Origin of the sequence: Kitasatospora sp. NPDC058162, from assembly GCF_042884005.1 — a bacterium.
Lineage (GTDB): Bacteria > Actinomycetota > Actinomycetes > Streptomycetales > Streptomycetaceae > Kitasatospora.
The window spans coordinates 32,245-51,008 of the sequence record NZ_JBHVUS010000034.1 but is presented as its reverse complement, the minus strand read 5'-3'; the positions used below and the strand labels follow the sequence as shown (position 1 = coordinate 51,008).

Genomic DNA, 18,764 nt, shown 5'->3' with positions numbered 1-18,764 from the left:
CGACCCCGCTGACCTGCCGGTCCGCCCGACCCCCGGGGCCACCGCCGTACCCGGCTCCGGCACACTGGCCGGATGGACTACCTCATCCGCCACGCCCTCCCCCGGGACTTCGAAGACGCCGGCCGGATCACCGTCGAGGCCTTCGTCGGCGACGGCTACACCAAGCCCACGAGCGGCTACGTCGAGCTGCTCCGCGACGCCGAGCGGCGCTCCCGGGAGGCCGAGCTCCTGGTCGCCGTCGACGCGGCCGACGAGCAGGTCCTCGGCTGCGTGACCTTCGCCGTCGGCGGCACCGAGTGGGCCGACATCGCCACCCCGCGGGAGGGCGAGATCCGGATGCTCGCCACCGCCGCCGCCTCCCGCGGCCGCGGCGTCGGCGAGGCCCTGGTGCGCGCCTCCGTCGCCCGCACCCGCGAACTCGGCCTGGCCGGCATGGCCTTCTCCACCCGCCCCGAGATGACCGCCGCCCACCGCGTCTACGAGCGGGTCGGCTTCCGCCGCACCCCCGAGCGCGACTGGGCGCCGTACCCGGGGATGGACCTGATGGCCTACACCATGACGTTCTGAACCATGGCGTTCTGAACCACGGCGTTCCGAGGCCGCGCGCCCGGGGCCCGCGTCACGGCTGCTTGTCGTACCCGGGCGCGACGTAGACCGTGTACTGGCCGTGGGCCCCGCTCTTCACCACGGTGGCCACCCGGTACCCGGCGGCCTTCAGGGTCGGCTGGATCTCCCGGTCGGTGGCGCCGGTCTGGGTGAAGTCCAGGACCACCACCTTCCACTCGTGCGCCGTGATCCCGGCCTGGATGGCGGGCACCCCGTTCTCCATCCGGCCGGTCCCCGGGTCCCGGCGGAACACCGCCACCAGGTCGTGCCACTGCTGCCAGTTGCTCTGCTTGCGCAGGTAGTAGGCGGGGACGTTGTAGTTCTCCACCAGGTAGCGGTCGTCGCCCTTGACGACGTACGGCGCCAGCGCCTCCACGAACTCCTTCGAGTTCGACCACTCGCCGAACATCTCCCGGCCCTGGGCCGACCCGGCCCAGGCCAGCGGGCCCACCACCAGCGCGGCCGCCACGATCCCGGCCGTGACGTGGAAGCGGCCCCGCAGCCACAGCACCGCGCGGGCCAGCAGCGCGCCCACCACCATGCACGAGAACCAGGCGCCGAAGTCCACGTGCTTCTGCAGCGACAGCCAGGTGTGGATGCGGATCTGGTTCACCGGCGCCAGCAGACCCGCCACCAGCAGCAGCGCGGCCAGCCAGAACTCCGTCCAGGCCGCACCCCCGGCGCGGCGCGCCCGCACCAGCTGGGCCAGCACCCCGACCAGCGCCACCACCAGCAGCGGGCCGACCCAGCGGGCGGCCTCCCCCGCCACGTACGAGTAGGCGTCATGGCCCGGGGCGCGCTGGAGCGTGGTGTGGTTGAAGCCGTCGACGTACCGCTGGCCGGCCGCCAGGGCCGCGGCGCCGACCGCGGCCACGAAGGTCAGCAGGACCAGCAGACCGCGCCGCCAGCGCGCCCAGGCCCGCACCGCGCCGCCCGACCCGGCCAGCACCGCGATCCCGCACACCACCGGCACCCACAGCAGCGCGGCGTACTTGGTCACCCCGGCCAGCGCCAGCAGCAGCCCGGAGCCCACCAGGCTCGGGTACCCGCCCCCAGTGGTCAGCCGGACCGCCAGGTAGGCGGACCAGGCGAGGATCGCCAGCGCCATCGCGTCGTAGGTGGCCAGGCCGCCCAGGAACTGCGTCGGGCCGAGCGCCGCGAAGGCCGCCGCCGCGCAGAAGGCCGCGAGCGAGCCGTACAGCCGCCGGGTCGCCAGGTGGACGGCCAGGGTCGCGGAGAGCATGAACGCCAGGCTCAGCAGCCGGGCGCCGTTCAGCCCGCCGGCGAAGTCCGCCAGGGCGACGACCACCGGGTAGATCAGCGGGGAGCCGGAGAAGAAGGTCTCGTACGTCGACACCGGGGTGCCGTGCCGCAGGTGCGCGATCTCCTGGTACCCGGAGTAGATGTAGGTGCCCTCGTCGATGAAGGCGGTGTTGCTGACGATCAGGTGGTACGAGAGCGCGCCCTGGACCAGCAGCACCGCCAGCAGCGGCAGCCAGTCGGCCCGCAGCGCCGGCCGCGGCGGGTGCGGCACCCGGCGCGGCCCCGGCTTGCGGCGCCGCCGGTCGGGCGCGGGCGCGGACGTCGCCGCGGCCGTGCGGTCCCGCTCGCCCACCGCCACGCCGCCGCCCGGTCGGGCCCCGGCGGGGCCCAGGACGGGCTTGCGGGTGGACTCGGGCCGGATCCAGCGGCCGTCCGCACTCATGGAAGTACTGCTCCTATCTGGGGCTCTGCGTCCGGATGCGCCCGGGTCGGGCGCCACACGCTCCGGGGCGCGCGTCGGCCACCCCGTACCGGCAGGGCGGTACGGGGTGGCCGACTGGACGCTCACGGGGCCTCAGGCCCCGGGCCGGTTCAGCCGTTGAGCCAGGCGCCGGTCGGCGGGACCGACGGGGGCGAGCTCGGGCCCGCCACGATCTTGACGACGTCGGCCTCCGGCAGCACCTGGTCCCAGGTCTGGATGTCGGCCACCGCGCCGTGCCAGGGGTCGGCCCACTGCCCGTTCGAGCTCAGCCGGCCGATCTGGAGGGTGTTGTTGCCCGACGGCTGCACCCCGGCCGACTTGGCCGAGGCCTGCGGGACGCCGTTGACGTACAGGGTGAGCGTCTGCGACGGGTCGTCGTACACCCCGGTCAGCAGCACCCACTGGTTGACCGTGGCGTCGGCCTTGGACCAGGCGATCGCCGAACCGCCGCCCGGCACCTGGACCTTGAAGTACCACTGGTCGTGCCCGTTGTTGTTGGCCCGGCCCAGCGAGTAGGCGTAGTACTGGCCGTCGCCCTGGCTGACCGCGCTGCGGTTGCCGTCCGGCTTGTCGACCAGCACCCGCGCGGAGACGGTGAAGCTCTTGCTCACGTCGAGCGCCTGGCCGGAGGTCGAGGCGAACGAGTCCGGGCCGCTGGGCAGCTTGAGGACCTGTCCGGAGAAGCCGCTCATGGTGCCCGGCTTGGCGTCCGCGCCCAGGTTCAGCTCCGGGCCCTTCTTGGCCGCCAGGGTGCCGACGGTCGGCGGGCTGGTGATGCCCTTGACCGGCGGCGCGCTGTTCGTGCCGGACGACGGGCCGGGCGCGGGGGTGGTCGCCGAGGCGACGGGCCCCGGCTTCTTGTCGCTGTCCTTCTTGTACAGCCAGTAGCCCGCACCGGCGCCGGCCAGGACCACCACGGCGGTCACCGCGCCGATCAGCTTGAGCCGGCGGCCGCGCTTGGCGGCCTTGTCGTTCCGCTCGGCCAGCGCCTCCCAGTCCGGGGTGCCGGACGAGGAGGCCGGCGGCGGGAAGCCGGGCTGCTGCTGTTGCCACTGCGGCGCGGGCTGCGGCGGCTGGGCGGCGGCGGGCTGCGCCTGCGGCGGGAACGGCTGCGGGGCGGGCTGTGGCTGGACGGGCTGCGCATGCGGCGGGAACGGCTGCGCCTGCACCGGAGCCGGCTGCGGCTGCGGCTGCGGCGCCACCGGGCCCGGCTGCACCGGGCCCGGCTGCACCGGGCCGGGCTGCACCGGGGCCGCCCCACCGGGCTGCGGCACCGGGGGCACCGGCTGGGACGCCCGGGGCGTCGGCTGCTGAGGCGGCGGGACGGGCCCGCCGGACGGCGGGCCGAAGCCGGTCGCGGGGCCGAACGCACCGCTCGGAGACTGCGGTGGCACACCGGTGGCCGGAGCGGGCCCCCCGGCCGGTGCCTGCTGCGGTGGCGGGTAGGGCTGGCCCTCGCCACTCGGTACCGGTCGATCGCTCATGGCCGGAATGCTAGGGCATCGGCCCGACCACGCCCATGGGGGGTGCGCGGACGAAACCGCGGACGAAACGACGGACGAAACGTCAGCCCCGTCGGGGCGGCGGCCAGGCCCCGGCTCACCCGACCCCGTTGTACGGGATCCGCCAGCGCTGCGAGACCACGTCCGTACACGCACGCAGCTGCGCCGACGTCCCCTCCGCGAGCGCGCCGCCCGCGGTGCCCAGGCACAGGCCCGAGTCCTGGTGCGTCAGCCGCCCGCCGGCGGTGGGCACCCAGCGCTGCCCCGGCCCGCCCGTGCACGCGGCCAGCGCGACCGAGGACCGGTCGGCGCCCGGCACCAGGCAGGACGCCCCCGCGCGCAGCGATCCGTCGTTGCCCACCGTCCAGTTGGTCGAGGAGCCCGGGTCCCCGCAGGCCCCGACGGTCACCGCGCCGCCGACCGGTCCGGCCGGGCCGCCGCCGTGCCGCAGGCAGATCCCCGGCGCCCCGGCCGGGATCTCACCGACCGGCAGGCCGGCCCGGTTGTGGAAGGCGAAGGACTCGCTGCGCAGCCCGGTGCCGCCGCTCCACACCTCGAAGCCCGCCTGCACCCGGCACAGGTAGGAACCCTTGGGGACGTACCCGCGGGCCATCGCGTCGGCGGTGAACAGCCGCAGGTTGAGCGCCCGGGTGGTGTGGGTGGGCGTGGTGCGCACATAGCTGATCACGCTGTGCGGGCCGGTGATCGGCGCCTGGAACACGTTGTACGCGGCGTCCCCGAACTGCTGGGCGTCGGCGACCTTGTCCCCGGCCGGGCGGACGCTGTCGGTGGCGTCCAGCCAGACCATCAGCTCGGCGCTCTCCCCCGGCAGGCAGTTGTCCGGGGTGGAGCCGTACCAGAGGTCGAAGGACAAGTTGAAGGAGCCGTTCACCCGGCCGTTGGCGTCCCAGTCGGCCGTCGCGTCGCCGAGCGCGCTGACCGGGACGGGCAGGCCGCTCGCGCCGGGGGCGGTGGAGACGTTGGGGTAGGCGCCCGGGGCCAGCGGGTTCTTCGGCACGAAGTCGCGGGTCCCGGACACCGTGAAGCCGGTGTCGCCCACCGGGTCCACGCAGACCGTGCCCGCGGTGTTCCACGGGTTGGGTTCGAGGATCTTCGACCCGCCGTCCAGGGCCAGCTTGGGGAAGGGGGTCTGCGGGGACGAGCACAGGCCCGCCGCCGAGGCGCCGGCCGACGGCTGCTGCTCCACCGCCCCGACATTGCCGCTGCACCCGGCCAGCAGCACGGCGACCGCACCGGACGCGGCGAGCGCCCGCAGTCTCCGCGCCGCGCGCGCGGCCGCACCGAACTCGATCTTCATCACGCTTTCCCCGAACCGTCCTCGCCCCCTGGGCGGCCAACCGTACACAAGTGCTCCACACGCACTCCCGTCGCATCACGATCGGAACTCGATATCGGTTCCGGATGGCCGACGGAAGAGGGGGGAGAGAACTCGCCGCAATCAGTCCCGTACGATCCTGGCGTCCCCCGCACAGCCCGACCGGGCAACGGCCGGCCTGCGGGGAGGGTTCAGATCAACACGGCTTCGGGGGAGTAGAGCACGTGACTGTCACCGAGAGCACGCGACTCGCGGGCAGCGGTCAACCACCCGTCTCCCGGCGCCGCAACAGGCGCTCCCCGTCCGCCCGCAACCAGTGGGGCCTGCTCCCCCAGCCGCCGGACAACACCGAGAAGTACCTGTACGCCCGCACCCACCTGTGGGTGCTGACCTGCTTCTCGCTGATCAGCTTCGCCTGCATGGTGGCCAGCGAGATCGGCCTGTTCAAGGCGACGCCGTGGTTCCTGGTGTTCACGCCGCCGCTCGCCTTCACCATCGTCTACTACCTGATATCCCGCTGGGTGCACGGCTTCAACGAGACCTTCGACCTCGCGGCGCACCGCTCGCTGGTCAAGTCCTGGCGGCCCGAGCGCTACCCGACCGTCGACGTGTTCCTGCCCGTCGCCGGCGAGCCGATCGAGGTCCTGCACAACACCTGGACCCACGTCGCCCGGCTGCGCGACCAGTACCCGGGCGAGGTCACGCCGTACGTCCTCGACGACAGCAACAGCCCCCAGCTCGCGCAGATGGCCGTCGACTTCGAGTTCGTCTACGGCACCCGCGACAAACTCGGCTGGTTCAAGAAGGCCGGGAACCTGCAGTTCGGATTCCGCAACTCCGACAGCGACTACATCCTCATCCTGGACGCCGACTTCGCGCCCCGGCCGGACCTGCTGGACGAGATGCTCCCCTACATGGCGGCCAACCCCCGCCTCGGGATCGTCCAGTCCCCGCAGTTCTTCCGCATCCTCGACTCGCAGAACTGGATCGAGCGCGGCGCGGGCGCCGTCCAGGAGCTGTTCTACCGGACCGTCCAGGTCTCCCGGCAGCGCAACGACGGCGCCATCTGCGTGGGCAGTTGCGCGATCTACCGGCGCGCCGCGCTGGAGGAGAACGGCGGCACCACGCTGATCGGCCACTCCGAGGACGTGCACACCGGCTTCGACCTGCGCAGCCTCGGCTGGGACCTGCAGTACATACCCGTCGCCCTGGCCACCGGGGTCTGCCCCGACAACGTCGGCGGCTTCTTCAACCAGCAGTACCGCTGGTGCACCGGCTCGATGAGCCTGCTCGGCAGCCGGAAGTTCTGGAAGACCAAGCTGCGGCCGGTCACCCGCGCCTGCTACCTGTCCGGGTTCTTCTACTACATCCACACCGCGCTGTTCACCGTCGTCTCGCCGCTCGTCCCGATCGTCCTGCTGCTCGCCCGCCCCGACCTGGTCCGCTGGCAGAACACCGCCCTGGTGCTGCCCGGCCTGCTCTACGCGACGGTGATCTTCCCGCTCTGGCACCGCAACCCCTACCGGCTGGAGGCCTGGGCCGCCCGCATGATGTACGGCTGGGCGCACGTCTTCGCCATCTGGGACATCGTGCGCCGCGAGCGGATGGCCTGGCAGCCGACCGGCTCCACCGGCGCCAAGAAGAACAAGACCCGGCGGTTCTGGATCGGCGTGATCGTCTGGGGCGGCGGGACCGCCCTGCTCTGGGTGGGGGTGAGCATCTGGCGGATGCTGACCATGGGCCCGCTGAACTTCGCCCTCGTCCTCGCCTCCGGGCTCTTCTACGCCACCATCGTCGGCCGGGTCCTGGTCCAGCCGCGCCCCACGGAAGCAGTGTGATCACCATGACCGCCCACCCCCGACGGACCGGTGTGCTCCGTCGCCGGCTGGCGCTCCCGCTGCTGACCGCGGCCCTGCTGCTGCTCACCGCCTGCGGACCGGAGGACCCCGGCTTCGCGCTCCAGGCGGACCCCGCCCGGCCCGCGCCGACCGCCACCGGCCCCGGCGCCACCCCGGGCGCCCCCGGCACCCCCGCGCCCAAGGCGGTCGCCGCGGACGTCCCGTACGACGTCACCCCGCTGCTCAAGCCGAACCGCAAGTACCTGGGCGTCGCCCTGCCCGACGTCCCCGCCTCGATGGACGCCCTGCCCGGCTACACCGCCGCGATCGGCAAACAGCCCAACGTCCTGGCGTACTACGCCCATTGGCAGGGCGGCTTCGACACCGCCGGGGTGCGCCGGATCCACGACGCCGGGGCCCTGCCGTTCATGGCCTGGGAGCCGTACGACCACTCGCTCGCCTCGATCGCGGCCGGCGACACCGACGGCTACGTGCGCGGCGTGGCCAAGGCCGTCGCCAAGCTCAACCTGCCGATCGCCATCAGCATCGCCCACGAGATGAACGGCGACTGGTACCCGTGGGGCCGCAAGTCGGCCAGCCCCCAGGACTTCGTCGCGGCCTGGCGCCACGTCCACGACATCTTCGACAGCGCCGGCGCGACCAACGTGATCTGGGTCTGGAGCCCCAACATCACCCTCCCCGCGCCCAACACCCGCCTCGCGCCGTACTACCCCGGCGACAGCTACGTCGACTGGGCCGGCATGACCGGCTACTTCACCCGCACCGACCCGGACGTCTTCGACGAGCTGTACGGGCCGACGATGGCCGAGATCCGCGCCTTCTGCAAGAAGCCCTTCTTCATCAGCGAGACCGCGGCCGAACAGGGCAAACACCAACGCGCCGACACCGACCAGCTGTTCTCCGGGCTGGAGGCGCACGACGACATCGTCGGCTTCATCTGGTTCAACATGGTCAAGCGGGCGGACTGGCGGGTCGAATCCGTCCCGGACACCCTGGCCACCTTCAAGAAGCGCGTGTCCGACCCCCGCTACGGCTTCGACATCCGGAACCCACGATGAGCGCAGATCCCGAGTCCTTCCCGACCCGCCCCGGCGCCGCCGAGGAGCCGGCCATGGACGTGTTCGCACCCCGTCGGGCGCCCGGCGGCGGGCGCCGCCGGGCGGGCGGTGCCGCGCCTGCGACAGGTGCCGCGCCTGTGGCGGGTGCCGGTGCCGCGACCGGTGCCGGTGCCGCCCCTGCGTCCGGTGCCGTGGCCGTGGACAACCCCGACGGCATCGAGCTGGCCCCGTACTCCATCCCCCAGGTCCCCGCGATCGGCTGGGACCCGGCCTCCAGCCCCCGGCGCCGCTGGATCGCCCGCGGCCTGCTCGGCGCCGTCCTGGCCGTCCAGGCCGCGCTCTCGCTGCGCCTGCTCGCCGCCGCGCACCCCGACGAGGCCGCCGCCATGGTCGCCGGGCGCCAGCAGCTCGCCCACCTCCTGCACGGCACCCCGGTCACCACCGACCTGATCGACCGCGTCCCCGGCTCCCCGTGGCTCTACCCGCCGCTGGCCGGCGCCGCCGCGAACGCGGACGGCATCTGGGGCACCCGGCTGCTCAGCCTCGGCTTCGGCCTGCTCACCACGGTGCTGCTGTACTCGCTGACCCGGCGGCTCTTCAACGAACGCGTCGCGATCTGCGGCATAGCCGCCTACGCCGTGCTGCAGTCCACCGTCGTGGGCGGCTTCTACGGCGCCCCCGAGTCCCTGGCCGTCCTGCTGGTCGCCCTCGCGGCCTGGCTCACGGTGTTCACCGCCCGGCGCTCCCCGGCGCTGGTCCTGACCGCCGCCCCGGCCCTCGCGCTGGCCTGCGCGGTCGCCTACTCGGCGATCCTCGCCGTGCCCGCGCTGGTGGTCCTGGCCCTCGCCGTCGCCCGGCCGCACCGTCGGCCCGGCCCGGCCGCCCTGCGCGCCCTGCTGCTGGCCGTCGGGACGACGCTCCTGCTGCTGCCGTACGGCCTGCTGGGGAAGGTCGTGGGCTGGTCCCCGTCGTCCGGCGCCGCCCCCGGTTCGGCCGGCTCGATCCTGCTCGGCACCCTCCAGTGGGCCGGCCTGTTCACCGTCCTCGCGGTGGCCGGCACGGTCTCGTACGCGCGCCGCGAGCAGCTGACCGAGCACGAGTCCCCCGAGGGCGACCGCGTCGCCCCCACCCGCGCCCAGCGGGCCCTGCTCGGGGCCGTGCTGACCGCCACCGCGCTGCTGGTTCCCGCCGTCCACCTGTGGACCGGCACCTCCGGCGCACTGTTCCGCCACCTCGGCTACGGCATGCTGCTCGCCGCCCCGATCGCGGGCCTCGGCCTGACCCGGCTGGTCGGAGCCCACTTCCGCCACCCCCAGCTGGGCATCCTGGTCTGGGTCGCGCTGCTGGCCCTCGGCATGGAGCAGTCCGCCCTGCGCTACCAGAACGGGCCCGACTCCGGCCGCCTGCTGGCCGTCCTGCGGGCGCACGCCGTGCCCGAGGGCCACTACCTCACCGAGGTCGACGGACTCGCCGAGTACTACCTGGGCGGCGTCAGCAGACCCGAGCAGTGGGTCTCGGCCCGGGCCGGCACGGACTACCGCGACGGCGCCGGGAAACAGCACCACGGCGTGGACGGCAGCACCGCCGCGATCCGGGACGGCTGGTTCACCGTGGTCGTCCTCGACAGCACCGCGCCGGAGGCCACCGACCGGGCGCTGAGCGCCGCGCTGAACACCGGCGGGCAGTACCGGCTGATCGCCCAGTTCACCTCCCCGACCGGCGATTCGAGCACGTACAAGGTGTACCTGAAGCACTGACGGGCCGTCGGGACCGTCGGCGCGCGCGACACGACAGGCACAACATGTGGTGCCGCCACAGCCTGCCGCCACTACATGTATGCTCGCTTCTGCTGTCGATGCAGGGGAACCCGGTGGGAATCCGGGACTGCCCCGCAGCGGTGTGCGGGCGGCTCCAGCAGCCGTACCGCGAGTCCGAGTACCTGCCGAACAGCGTGCGCCACGGCCCTCCCGCAGAGGCCGCGCCAAGCACCAGCACCACCCCTCCGGGCCTCGCGGGCGGGCCGGGGAGACACCTCGCGCGACGCTTTTTGCGTTCGCGCCGTGCTCCCCTGCCCAGATCGGCCCGGTGACCCCGATCACCGCCGCACGATCGCCGCCAGGAGAGAGCGCCTTGACCACCGCTGCCTCAGTCACCCTGCCCGCCCAGGGCTCCGGTACCGCCTTCACCGACCCGACGGTCTCCGACCCCGGCGGTGCTCTCCTGCGGCTGCTCACCGACCGCAGCGTCGACCTCACCGAGGTCGACCCCGGCCACGTCGCCGCCGCCGCGCTGCGCGGCCGCCACGCCGGCTCGGACTTCGCCGAGCTGCGCGGGCTGGCCGTGGACGCCGCCGCGTCGATGATCGCCGAGGACCCCCAGTACTCGAAGCTGGCCGCCCGCCTGCTCGCCCTGGAGATCGTCGACGAGGCGAACAGCCAGGGCTCGACCTCCTTCTCCGCCTCGATCGCCGTCGGCCACGCCGAGGGCCTGATCGGCGACACCACCGCCGCCTTCGTCGCCAAGCACGCCGAGGCCCTCGACGCGCTCATCGACACCAAGGGCGACGACCGCTTCGAGTACTTCGGCCTGCGCACCGTCCAGTCCCGCTACCTGCTGCGCCACCCGATCACCCGCAAGGTCATCGAGACCCCGCAGCACTTCCTGCTCCGCGTCGCCTGCGGCCTGGCGGTCGGCGACTCCGAGCAGTCGGTGCGCGAGGTGTCCGAGCTGTACGGCCTGATGAGCCGCCTGGAGTACCTGACCTCCTCGCCGACGCTCTTCAACTCCGGCACCCGGCACCCGCAGATGTCCAGCTGCTACCTGCTGGACTCGCCGCTGGACAACCTGGACTCGATCTACAACCGCTACGCGCAGATCGCCCGCCTCTCCAAGCACGCCGGCGGCATCGGCCTGTCCTACTCGCGCATCCGCTCGCGCGGCAGCCTGATCCGCGGCACCAACGGCAAGTCCAACGGCATCGTCCCGTTCCTGCGCACCCTCGACTCCTCGGTCGCCGCCGTCAACCAGGGCGGCCGCCGCAAGGGCGCGGCCTGCGTCTACCTGGAGACCTGGCACGCCGACATCGAGGAGTTCCTGGAGCTCCGCGACAACACCGGTGAGGAGGCGCGCCGCACCCACAACCTCAACCTGGCCCACTGGATCCCGGACGAGTTCATGCGCCGCGTGAACGCCAACGCCGAGTGGTCGCTGTTCTCCCCCGCCGACGTCCCCGAGCTGGTCGACCTGTGGGGCGCCGACTTCGACGAGGCCTACCGCAAGGCCGAGCTGGCCGGCAAGGCCGTCCGCACCATCCCGGCGCAGACCCTCTACGCCCGCATGATGCGCACCCTCGCGCAGACCGGCAACGGCTGGATGACCTTCAAGGACGCCTCCAACCGCGCCGCCAACCAGACCGCGCTGCCCGGCCGCACGGTGCACTCCTCCAACCTGTGCACCGAGATCCTGGAGGTCACGGACGACTCCGAGACCGCCGTCTGCAACCTGGGCTCGGTCAACCTCGGTGCCCACGTGGCGCTTGACGCTCGCGCCGATGATCTGGTCAACGCGATGGACTGGGAGCGCCTCGACGCCACCGTCCGCACCGCCGTGACCTTCCTCGACCGCGTGGTGGACATCAACTTCTACCCGACCACCGAGGCCGGCACCTCCAACTCCCGCTGGCGGCCGGTCGGCCTCGGCGTGATGGGCCTCCAGGACGTCTTCTTCAAGCTGCGGATCGACTTCGACTCCGCCGAGGCCGCCCGCCTGTCCACGCTGATCGCCGAGCGCATCATGCTCACCGCCTACGAGCGCTCCGCCGACCTGGCCGAGCAGCTCGGCCGCCACGAGGCCTACGGCGAGACCCGCGCCGCCCGCGGCGAGCTGCACATCGACCACTTCCCGACGGCCGCCCCGCAGTGGACCGACCGCTGGACGGCGCTGCGCGCCCGCATCGCCGAGACCGGCCTGCGCAACTCGCTGCTGCTCGCGATCGCCCCGACCGCGACCATCGCCTCCATCGCCGGCGTGTACGAGTGCATCGAGCCGCAGGTGTCCAACCTGTTCAAGCGCGAGACCCTGTCGGGCGAGTTCCTCCAGGTCAACCCGTACCTGGTGCGCGAGCTCAAGGAGCTCGGCGTCTGGGACCAGCAGACCCGCGACTCGCTGCGCGACGCCAACGGCTCGGTGCAGGAGCTCGGTTGGCTGCCCGCCGAGGTCCGCTCGCTGTACCGCACCGCGTGGGAGCTGCCGCAGCGCGCCCTGATCGACCTGGCCGCGGCCCGCATGCCGTACCTCGACCAGAGCCAGTCGCTCAACCTGTTCATGGCCGCGCCGACCATCGGCAAGCTCAGCTCGATGTACGCCTACGCGTGGAAGGTCGGTCTCAAGACCACCTACTACCTGCGCTCGCGCCCCGCGACCCGGATCGCCCAGGCCGCCTCGGGCACCGCCCGCGCCGCCGCGCCCGTGCCGGTCAACACCCCCACGCTCACCCCCGAGGAAGAGGCCGCGCTGGCCTGCTCCCTGGAGAACCCCGAGTCCTGCGAGGCCTGCCAGTAATGACTGCCGACGACCGCAAGATGCTGCTCGACCCCGGCTTCGAGCTGACCCTGCGCCCGATGCGCTACCCGTCGTTCTACGACCGGTACCGCGACGCGATCAAGAACACCTGGACCGTCGAGGAGGTGGACCTGCACTCCGACGTCGCCGACCTGGCGAAGCTCAGCGAGGGCGAGCGCCACCTGATCGGCCGCCTGGTGGCGTTCTTCGCGACCGGTGACTCGATCGTCGCCAACAACGTGGTGCTGAGCCTCTACAAGCACATCAACTCCCCGGAGGCGCGGCTGTACCTGTCGCGCCAGCTGTTCGAGGAGGCCGTGCACGTCCAGTTCTACCTGACGCTGCTGGACACCTACCTTCCGGACCCGGAGGACCGCAACGCGGCCTTCGCCGCGGTGGAGAACATCCCCTCCATCCACCAGAAGGCCCAGTTCTGCTTCAAGTACATGAACGCGGTCGACCACATCGACTCGCTGCAGACCAAGGAAGACCGGCGGGCCTTCCTGCTGAACCTGATCTGCTTCGCGGCGTGCGTCGAGGGCCTGTTCTTCTACGGCGCGTTCGCCTACGTGTACTGGTTCCGCTCGCGCGGCCTGCTGCACGGTCTCGCGACCGGCACCAACTGGGTGTTCCGCGACGAGTCCATGCACATGGACTTCGCCATGTCGGTCGTGGACACCGTCCGCGAGGAGGAGCCCGACCTCTTCGACGACGAGATGGCCAAGCAGGTCACCGAGATGCTGGAGGAGGCCGTCGAGGCCGAGCTCCAGTTCGCCCAGGACCTCTGCGGTGACGGCCTCGCGGGCATGAACACCGACTCCATGCGCCAGTACCTGGAGGCCGTGGCCGACCAGCGCCTCGCGCGACTCGGGATGCCGATCCGCTACGGGTCGACCAACCCGTTCGGGTTCATGGAGCTCCAGAACGTCCAGGAGCTGACCAACTTCTTCGAGCGCCGGGTGTCGGCCTACCAGGTCGCGGTCGAGGGTTCGGTCTCCTTCGACGACGAGTTCTAAGACAAGGTCATCCAGCACACAGCGGAGCCGCCGTACTGGCGGCTCCGCTGTGTGCTGTCCGGCGCTCAGGGGGAGTAGCCCAGGCATGCCCAAGCTCCAACAGCGTGTGATCGACGGCCCGTTCGGACCGATACAGATCAGCCACGACCGCTGGCCGTCCGTCATAGCCCGGGTAGAGGTCTCGGGGATCCCCACCGTCACGGTGGTACCCGACCGCGACCACGGCGCGATGAACATGGGCGGCCACACCATCCCGACCAGCCGAACCCGCAACCGCACGCGGACCGCTGTCGTCGGCGACCGCACCTACGAACTGCGACCCAGGGGCCTGCGCCGGGCGGAGCTGCGCCGCAACGGCACCCTCATCGCCCACGCCCGCGGAAGCTTCCGGTCGTACGCCCCGGGCAACACCATCCCCGGCCTCAACGCCAAGGTCACCTGGTCCCAAGGCATCGACCCGACAGATGTCGCAGTCGCCCAAGCCATGGTCCTCGCCTTCGGCGCCGGCGCCCCGGGCATCATCCTGCGGACCATCTTCTTCTGGTACGACAACCTCACCTGAGCAAACAGCGGTGCCCCACCCGGGGCACCGCTGTCACATCAGTCGGCCAGAAACTCCCCACCCTTGACCCCGGCGAGGAAGGAAGCCCTCGCTCCGGCCCGCCTCCCCCACCTCCGAAACCGGCCGAGGCCTGTTCCTCGTCCAGGAGTTGGCCTCCCAGTGGGGCTGCTGCCCGCGCAGGGGCGGCATCGGCGAGTTCATCTGGTGCCACATCACCGCGCCCGCCGCCGAGGCCGCCGCGTGAGCCCCGCCCGGGCCGGGATCGCGGGCATCATGCTGCCCACCGGGACTTCCTCCGCCTCTGCATCAGCCCGGGCGGCGGCGACGGTGTCGCCCACTGCCTCGCCCGCAGCGGCCGCTGGTCCGTCACCCTCTACATCGGCGACATGACCGACTGGACCGCCCACCCGATCACCATCACCACCCGCCACCACCCCTGAACTCCCGTGCTCATTCCTGCACGTGGTAGCTGACGTGGTACCGGGCCGCGATGGGGTTGATCTTCGCGGGGTCCAGTTCACCGTCGGTGAGGACCGCGGGCCCTGCCTCGATCAGGTCCTCGACGTAGTGCTCCCACCCGCCGGGCGAGGAGATCTGCAGGACTCGCGGGGGCGGGTCGGAGGCACGGCGCAGGGCGTGCGGGACGCCGTGGGGCAGGAGGACGAAGGTCCCCTTCGGCGCCGAGTGCGTCCGGTCGTCGAACTCGATTTCGAGGACGCCGTCCAGCACGTAGATGCATTCGTCCGCCTGGTGGTGGGTGTGCCGCGGGATGTCCTTCGCCACGGTCACCTCCAGCAGCGAGAGCCGGCCCTCCGTGTCGTCGGCCATCGCCTTGACGGCGAACGCGGGTGGCAACGGGATCCGCCCCGGCCGGGCGGCTCCGGGCTCCAGCAGGATGAAACGGTCTTCGGGCATGGCTGCAGACCCTCCTCGCATGGCACAATCGGAACCGGAATCCGATTCCGGATAAGGGTAGGCGGAGGAGCACTCGGATTGTCAACGCCATCGACACCAGACGACCGCAAGCCACGTGCCGACGCGGAGCGCAACCGCGCCCGCGTACTGGCGGCTGCGCGTGCCCTGTTCGAGGAGAGGGGCGACGAGGTTCAGATGCCCGAGGTGGCACGCGCCGCCGGAGTGGGCATCGGCACCCTGTACCGGCATTTCCCGAATAAGCAGGCCCTCGTGGAGGCCGCAGCGGAACACCGCTTCGCCGAGATCCTGGAGTTCGCCCGCACCGACTGCCTGCGCGACCCCGGGTCAGGTACGGGGCTGGCCCGGTATCTCCGCCATGTCGGTCGGATGCTGGCCGAGGACCACGGACTGTCCGCCACCGTCGCGGCAGCCGTGGGCTCGTCGGCACCCAGAGGGGAGATGCTGGCGCAGCTCGAAGTCGCGGTCGGAGCACTGATCGACCAGGGCCGGGCCGCCGGAACCCTCCGGGAGGACCTCACCGTGCGGGACGTCTACATGCTCGTAGGCGGCCTGTCCGCGATCGTCCGCACCGGCAGCGGCGACTGCGACCGCTTCATCGACCTCACCCTCGACGGCCTGCGCCCACGCGGGACCACCAGTCCGTGACCCAGCCTCCGCCAGCTGTAACGCGGCAAGCGGGACCAACGCACCCGTGCACAGGAAGTCGGCGGGCCCGACTTCCTATGCGCCGCCCTACTCGCCCCCGCAGGGCAAAACTTGGTCCCTCAGAGCGCGAAGCGGACGTCCGTCAGCCGTTCCGACAGCTCCCAGAGCCGCCGGGCCGTCTCTGCGTCGGTCGCCCTCGGGGCGAGGCGCACGGCCTTCGGGGCGCCGCGTAGCTCCCCCATGCCGCTCGGGCCGATGAACTGCCCGCCGACCGCCTCAGGGGCGGTGGCGGCGAAGAGTTGGGGCAGCGCGCCCCGGGCCGGGGTCTGGGCGAGCGGGGTCAGGAGGCGGCCGAAGAGCAGCTTCACCGGGCCGACCGAGCCGGCCTGGATGTTGGTGGCGGCGTACCCGGGGTGGGCGAGCAGGCTGCGGACCGGGCTGCCGGCGGCGGCGAGGCGCCGGTGGAGCTCCCAGCCGAAGACGGCGTTGGCGAGCTTCGACTGGTTGTAGTGACCCATCGGCGAGTACGTCCGCTCACCGCCGAGGTCCTCGAAGGAGATCCGCCCCTGCCGGTGGTTGGCCGAGCTCACCGTGACCACCCGCGGATCGCGCCCCTCCGCCAGCAGGTCGAGCAGCAGCCCGGTGAGCGCGAAGTGCCCGAGGTGGTTGGCGGCGAACTGGAGCTCGTGCCCCTGGGCGCTGAGTGTGCGCGGCGGGGCCAGCACGCCCGCGTTGTTGACGAGGACGTCCGGGCGCAGGCCGTCCGAGCGCAGCCGCTCGGCGAAGGCGCGGACGGAGTCGAGGTCGGCCAGGTCGAGGCGGCGCACCTCCAGGGACGCCCCTGGTTGCTCGGCGGTGATCTCCGCGACCGCGCGCCGTCCCTTGGCCTCGTCGCGGACGGCGAGGATCACCCGCCCGCCCCGACGGGCCACGGCGCGGGTGGTCGCCAGCCCGAGGCCGCTGTTGGCGCCGGTGACGACGAACAGCCGCCCTGCCTGGTCCGGAATCCGTTCGACGCCCCACGCCTGATTCTTCGTCATGCGCCACACTCTGTCCAGACTGTCACCAAGTGTCAAGACCGACTCCAAGAGCCAACCACGACCCCACGTGTAGCATCCAGAGCATGACCACCCTCCCCGCCCCGAGCCTGGCCGAACGCAAGCGCCGGCTCGTCGCCGACGAGCTGACCAAGGCCGCGCTGAGCCTGTTCGCCGAGCACGGGTTCGACGCGGTCACGGTCGACGAGATCGCGGCCGCCACCGGCATGTCCAAGCGGACGTTCTTCCGCTACTTCGCCTCCAAGGAGGACGTGGTCGTCCGCTTCCTGGCGGACCTGGGCAGCGGCATGCGCGCCGAACTCGCCGGGCGGCCCGCCGGGGAGAGCCCCTCCACCGCCCTGCGGAACACCGTCTGGGCCGCCATCGACGCCTGCGCCGGCCACTCCGAGCAGACCCTGCGCGTGGTCCAACTGATCCTCGGCACACCCGCGTTGCGCGGCCGCTTCCTGGAGCACCAGTCGCAGTGGCGCGAGCAGCTGGCCGCCGAGCTCGCCGACCGCCTGGGAGTGGATCCCGCGACCGGCCTCCACTCCAGGATGGCCGCCGGCATGGCCCTGACCGCCTTCGACGTCGTGCTCCAGTGCTGGAGCGCGAGCGGCGGCGCGGCGGACCCGGCCGCCCTGACCGACCAGGCCTTCGCCGCCATCGCCCCGGCCCTCGACGCCACCCCGCGCTAGCGACCGTCGCGGGCCGCGCGCCCACCCCGCGCCAGCGCCGGCCGCGCGCCGCCCGTCCGACTGAACTCCCGAGCCACACCGGCATCACACGCATACGCACGACCACACCCCCGCTACGGTCCGGCGCACAGCCGAACGAAAGGGGTCCCCCGTGACGACCGGAATCCTCGACTACGAGAGCGACGCGATCGCCCAGCTCATGAGCATGGCGGAGGAGGACTGGACCGAGCAGGAGCTCAAGGACGCCCTCCAGCGGGCGATCATGCTGGAGGTGTCGACCATCCCGCCGTACGCCACCGCCCTGTGGTCGATCACCGCCCAGAACGACGGCCAGCCGGTCCGCGGCACCATCCACGACATCATCTTCGACGAGATGACGCACTTCGGACTGGTCTGCAACATGCTCACCAGCATCGGCGGCACCGTCGTCCTGACCGACCCGCTGACCGTCCCCAAGTACCCGGGCGAGCTGCCCGGCGGCGTCAACCCCGGCCTGGTCGTCTACCTCAGCGGGCTGACCCGCGAGTCGGCCGGGCTCTTCGCCGACATCGAGAAGCCCGAGAACCCGCTCGCCTTCGCCGCCGACGGCAACACGATCGGCGCCTTCTACCAGCGCATCGCCGACGTCTTCCCCAAGTACGCCCACCTGCTCACCGGCCAGCGGCAGGTGAAGTTCTCGCTCGGCACCAACCGCGACATCGTCGCGATGAACACCATCGACGACGTGCTCAAGGCGATCCACGTCATCCAGACCCAGGGCGAGGGCACCACCGCCTCCCCGGCGGACCCGTTCCCCAGCGCCCCGGGCGAACTCGCCCACTACTACGCCTTCAAGGAGATCGCCGTCGGCAAGAAGCTCGTCCAGAACCCCACGACCAAGACGTGGGAGTTCACCGGCGCCGACGTCCCGCTGCCGGACACCTCCCCGGTCGCCCGGGTGCCCAGGGGCGGCTGGCCCCGCCAGGGCGACCCCGACTCGCCCGACCAGCCCACCGCCAAGCTGCTGGACGCCTTCAACCAGCACTACGGCGACATGCTGCGCGCCCTCGAACACGCCTGGGGCGACGACCCGTCCCAGATCGGCACCGCGATCGGCCTGATGGGCCAACTGCGGGACACGGCCCAGCAGATCGTCGGCGTCAAGCTGCCCGCCGACCCCCGCTTCACCTACGGCCCGGAGTGGCTCCTGGGGTGACCGCACGGCG

General features: G+C 72.3%; 15 protein-coding genes and 1 riboswitch. Of the genes, 10 read left to right on the top strand and 5 right to left on the bottom strand.

Annotated features, from left to right (window positions below):
- Positions 1–72 precede the first annotated feature (72 nt).
- Positions 73–567 (top strand): GNAT family N-acetyltransferase, encoded by a 495-nt coding sequence (locus ACFVXG_RS37070; protein WP_387934209.1) that lies wholly within the window; start codon positions 73–75, stop codon positions 565–567.
- A 52-nt stretch (positions 568–619) separates the two neighbouring features.
- Here the strand turns inward: ACFVXG_RS37070 and ACFVXG_RS37065 are convergent, their stop codons facing one another.
- The 3 genes from ACFVXG_RS37065 to ACFVXG_RS37055 all read right to left on the bottom strand — a co-directional run bounded on the left by ACFVXG_RS37065 (position 620) and on the right by ACFVXG_RS37055 (position 5,170).
- The gene (locus ACFVXG_RS37065; protein WP_387934207.1) at positions 620–2,311 is read right to left on the bottom strand and encodes an ArnT family glycosyltransferase; all 1,692 of its coding nucleotides are present in this window, start codon (positions 2,309–2,311) and stop codon (positions 620–622) included.
- Positions 2,312–2,460: 149 nt separating this feature from the next.
- Positions 2,461–3,834 carry a LamG-like jellyroll fold domain-containing protein gene (locus ACFVXG_RS37060; protein ID WP_387934205.1) on the bottom strand — a complete coding sequence of 458 codons (1,374 nt, stop codon included), beginning with the start codon at positions 3,832–3,834 and terminating at the stop codon, positions 2,461–2,463.
- 115 nt (positions 3,835–3,949) lie between these two features.
- Positions 3,950–5,170 carry a ricin-type beta-trefoil lectin domain protein gene (locus ACFVXG_RS37055; RefSeq protein ID WP_387934203.1) on the bottom strand — a complete coding sequence of 407 codons (1,221 nt, stop codon included), beginning with the start codon at positions 5,168–5,170 and terminating at the stop codon, positions 3,950–3,952.
- Between the two features lie 437 nt (positions 5,171–5,607).
- Between ACFVXG_RS37055 and ACFVXG_RS37050 the strand changes: the two genes are divergently transcribed.
- From ACFVXG_RS37050 to ACFVXG_RS37025, 6 genes are all read left to right on the top strand, one after another.
- The gene (locus ACFVXG_RS37050; RefSeq protein ID WP_387934263.1) at positions 5,608–7,026 is read left to right on the top strand and encodes a glycosyltransferase family 2 protein; all 1,419 of its coding nucleotides are present in this window, start codon (positions 5,608–5,610) and stop codon (positions 7,024–7,026) included.
- A gap of 5 nt (positions 7,027–7,031) precedes the next feature.
- Positions 7,032–8,105, top strand: coding sequence for a glycoside hydrolase family 26 protein (locus tag ACFVXG_RS37045; protein WP_387934201.1), 1,074 nt, complete (start codon positions 7,032–7,034; stop codon positions 8,103–8,105).
- Positions 8,102–9,862 (top strand): glycosyltransferase family 39 protein, encoded by a 1,761-nt coding sequence (locus ACFVXG_RS37040; RefSeq protein ID WP_387934199.1) that lies wholly within the window; start codon positions 8,102–8,104, stop codon positions 9,860–9,862. The genes ACFVXG_RS37045 and ACFVXG_RS37040 overlap by 4 nt, the downstream gene beginning before the upstream one ends.
- A 72-nt stretch (positions 9,863–9,934) precedes the next feature.
- A riboswitch (cobalamin riboswitch) is annotated at positions 9,935–10,067 on the top strand.
- 192 nt (positions 10,068–10,259) lie between these two features.
- On the top strand, positions 10,260–12,665 hold the full coding sequence (locus tag ACFVXG_RS37035) for a ribonucleoside-diphosphate reductase subunit alpha (RefSeq protein WP_387934261.1): 2,406 nt from the start codon (positions 10,260–10,262) through the stop codon (positions 12,663–12,665).
- Positions 12,665–13,681: a ribonucleotide-diphosphate reductase subunit beta gene (locus ACFVXG_RS37030; RefSeq protein ID WP_387934197.1), complete on the top strand. Its 1,017-nt coding sequence runs from the start codon at positions 12,665–12,667 to the stop codon at positions 13,679–13,681. The genes ACFVXG_RS37035 and ACFVXG_RS37030 overlap by 1 nt, the downstream gene beginning before the upstream one ends.
- A gap of 85 nt (positions 13,682–13,766) precedes the next feature.
- Complete coding sequence (locus tag ACFVXG_RS37025) at positions 13,767–14,243, top strand: hypothetical protein (RefSeq protein WP_387934195.1); 477 nt, start codon at positions 13,767–13,769, stop codon at positions 14,241–14,243.
- 450 nt (positions 14,244–14,693) lie between these two features.
- Here ACFVXG_RS37025 and ACFVXG_RS37020 read toward each other — a convergent pair whose 3' ends face one another.
- Positions 14,694–15,158 (bottom strand): cupin domain-containing protein, encoded by a 465-nt coding sequence (locus ACFVXG_RS37020; RefSeq protein WP_387934193.1) that lies wholly within the window; start codon positions 15,156–15,158, stop codon positions 14,694–14,696.
- Positions 15,159–15,236: 78 nt separating this feature from the next.
- On the opposite strand from ACFVXG_RS37020, the gene ACFVXG_RS37015 reads away from it, so the two are divergent.
- Positions 15,237–15,824, top strand: coding sequence for a TetR/AcrR family transcriptional regulator (locus tag ACFVXG_RS37015; RefSeq protein ID WP_387934191.1), 588 nt, complete (start codon positions 15,237–15,239; stop codon positions 15,822–15,824).
- A 119-nt stretch (positions 15,825–15,943) separates the two neighbouring features.
- Here ACFVXG_RS37015 and ACFVXG_RS37010 read toward each other — a convergent pair whose 3' ends face one another.
- Entirely contained in the window at positions 15,944–16,864 is a 921-nt protein-coding gene (locus ACFVXG_RS37010) for an oxidoreductase (protein ID WP_387934189.1), read from the bottom strand.
- A gap of 83 nt (positions 16,865–16,947) precedes the next feature.
- Here ACFVXG_RS37010 and ACFVXG_RS37005 point away from each other — a divergent pair, with 83 nt between their 5' ends.
- On the top strand, positions 16,948–17,559 hold the full coding sequence (locus ACFVXG_RS37005) for a TetR family transcriptional regulator (protein WP_387934187.1): 612 nt from the start codon (positions 16,948–16,950) through the stop codon (positions 17,557–17,559).
- A 151-nt stretch (positions 17,560–17,710) separates the two neighbouring features.
- A complete protein-coding gene (locus tag ACFVXG_RS37000; protein WP_387934186.1) occupies positions 17,711–18,754 on the top strand; it encodes a ferritin-like protein in 1,044 nt (347 codons plus the stop codon).
- The last annotated feature ends 10 nt before the right edge of the window (positions 18,755–18,764 follow it).

Bases quoted from the DNA above. Each gene is read 5' to 3' on its own strand.
- ACFVXG_RS37070 (WP_387934209.1), top strand. From the start codon at position 73: ATGGACTACCTCATCCGCCACGCCCTCCCCCGGGACTTCGAAGACGCC.
- ACFVXG_RS37065 (WP_387934207.1), bottom strand. From the start codon at position 2,311: ATGAGTGCGGACGGCCGCTGGATCCGGCCCGAGTCCACCCGCAAGCCC.
- ACFVXG_RS37060 (WP_387934205.1), bottom strand. From the start codon at position 3,834: ATGAGCGATCGACCGGTACCGAGTGGCGAGGGCCAGCCCTACCCGCCA.
- ACFVXG_RS37055 (WP_387934203.1), bottom strand. From the start codon at position 5,170: ATGAAGATCGAGTTCGGTGCGGCCGCGCGCGCGGCGCGGAGACTGCGG.
- ACFVXG_RS37050 (WP_387934263.1), top strand. From the start codon at position 5,608: ATGGTGGCCAGCGAGATCGGCCTGTTCAAGGCGACGCCGTGGTTCCTG.
- ACFVXG_RS37045 (WP_387934201.1), top strand. From the start codon at position 7,032: ATGACCGCCCACCCCCGACGGACCGGTGTGCTCCGTCGCCGGCTGGCG.
- ACFVXG_RS37040 (WP_387934199.1), top strand. From the start codon at position 8,102: ATGAGCGCAGATCCCGAGTCCTTCCCGACCCGCCCCGGCGCCGCCGAG.
- ACFVXG_RS37030 (WP_387934197.1), top strand. From the start codon at position 12,665: ATGACTGCCGACGACCGCAAGATGCTGCTCGACCCCGGCTTCGAGCTG.
- ACFVXG_RS37025 (WP_387934195.1), top strand. From the start codon at position 13,767: ATGCCCAAGCTCCAACAGCGTGTGATCGACGGCCCGTTCGGACCGATA.
- ACFVXG_RS37020 (WP_387934193.1), bottom strand. From the start codon at position 15,158: ATGCCCGAAGACCGTTTCATCCTGCTGGAGCCCGGAGCCGCCCGGCCG.
- ACFVXG_RS37010 (WP_387934189.1), bottom strand. From the start codon at position 16,864: ATGACGAAGAATCAGGCGTGGGGCGTCGAACGGATTCCGGACCAGGCA.
- ACFVXG_RS37005 (WP_387934187.1), top strand. From the start codon at position 16,948: ATGACCACCCTCCCCGCCCCGAGCCTGGCCGAACGCAAGCGCCGGCTC.